We start from the raw sequence: 1,438 nt of genomic DNA, 5'->3' as shown, positions 1-1,438 counted from the left end.
CAGAGCGACAGCCTACCTCTGACTGCCGCCAATCTTTGCAACAGAGCCCATCGAAGCGCGCACCAACGGTGTGGACTCTCTGGCGCAGATCGAGGCGCTGGATTGGCAGCGCTTCGCCGTGGCGGTCGCGCGGGCCGAAGTACTCGGGCGACCGGAAACCGTCGATCGCACCGCTGAATTGATCGAGCGGCATCGCACGGTGAAGCTCTTTGCCGGTGCCTTTCTCAACACCTTCGAATTTCGCGGCGCCGGTGCGGTGCAGGGACTCCTGTCGGCGCTTACCATCATCGCGGAGCTATACCGGACCGGCAAACGGCGCTTGCCTGATCGCGTGCCGCTGCGCTTTGTGCCCTCCGCATGGCGGCCGTTCGTCCTGCGGGACGGCATCGTCGATCGCGCCGCCTATGAACTATGCGCCTTGTCCCAGCTACGGGAGCGGTTGCGAGCGGGAGACATATGGGTCTCGGGAAGCCGCCAGTTCCGCGATTTCGATAGCTACCTCATCCCGCCGGCCACCTTCGACGCGCTTCGCGAGAAGGGGCCGTTGCCGCTCGCCATCGAAACGGACTTCGATCGTCATATCGAGGAAAGGCGCGCCAGGCTCGACACGGCGATCGAACAGGTGACGGTCCTCGCCCGACAGGGCGAGCTGCCCCAGGTCAGGCTTGACGAAAGCGGCCTTATCATCTCGCCGCTGAAAGCGGCAACGCCACCCGCCACCGAGATTGCCCGTCGCGCTGCCTATGACCGACTGCCGCGCGTGAAGATCACCGATCTCCTGCTTGAGGTCGATGCCTGGACCGGGTTCAGCGAATGCTTCATCCATCGGCGTTCGGGCCGGGAGGCCGACGACCGCAATGCGCTGCTCACCGTCATCCTTGCCGATGGCATCAATCTCGGCCTCACACGCATGGCGGAAACCTGCCGAGGCGCAAGCCTGCGCCAGCTCGCCCATCTCCACGACTGGCACATCAGCGAGGCCGCCTATGGTGAAGCGCTGGGAAGGCTGATCGACGCCCATCGCGCCATGCCGCTCGCCGCGCTGTGGGGAGACGGCACCACCTCGTCGAGCGACGGACAGCAATTCCATGCCGGGGGCCGTGGCGCCGCAATCGGCGACATCAACGCGCGCAGCGGCAACGAACCGGGCGTTGCCTTCTACACCCATGTCTCGGATCGATATGACCCCTTCGCGACCCGGGTAATCGCGGCGACCGCCGGCGAAGCTCCCTATGTGCTGGATGGCTTGCTGTATCAGCAGACCGGCCTGACAATCGAGGAGCACTACACCGATACAGGCGGTGCATCGGACCATGTGTTCGGCCTTATGCCCTTCTTCGGCTACCGCTTCGCGCCGCGCCTGCGCGACATCAAGCAGCGTCGTTTGCACCTCCTTCCCGGCCAGGAAGCCGGCCCCTTGCTTGCCGGCATGACGGCC

Annotated in this window: 1 pseudogene; it reads left to right on the top strand. The window is 65.1% G+C overall.

Annotated features, from left to right (window positions below):
• Positions 1-49: 49 nt before the first annotated feature.
• Positions 50-1,438 (top strand): annotated as a pseudogene (locus tag ET21_RS0123415) (Tn3 family transposase); the annotation flags it as partial.

It is taken from the genome of Sphingobium sp. DC-2 (genome assembly GCF_000722555.1).
GTDB classification, from domain to species: Bacteria; Pseudomonadota; Alphaproteobacteria; order Sphingomonadales; family Sphingomonadaceae; genus Sphingobium; species Sphingobium quisquiliarum.
The sequence above is the reverse complement of the archived record's forward strand: the minus strand, read 5'-3'. Positions and strand labels throughout refer to the sequence as shown.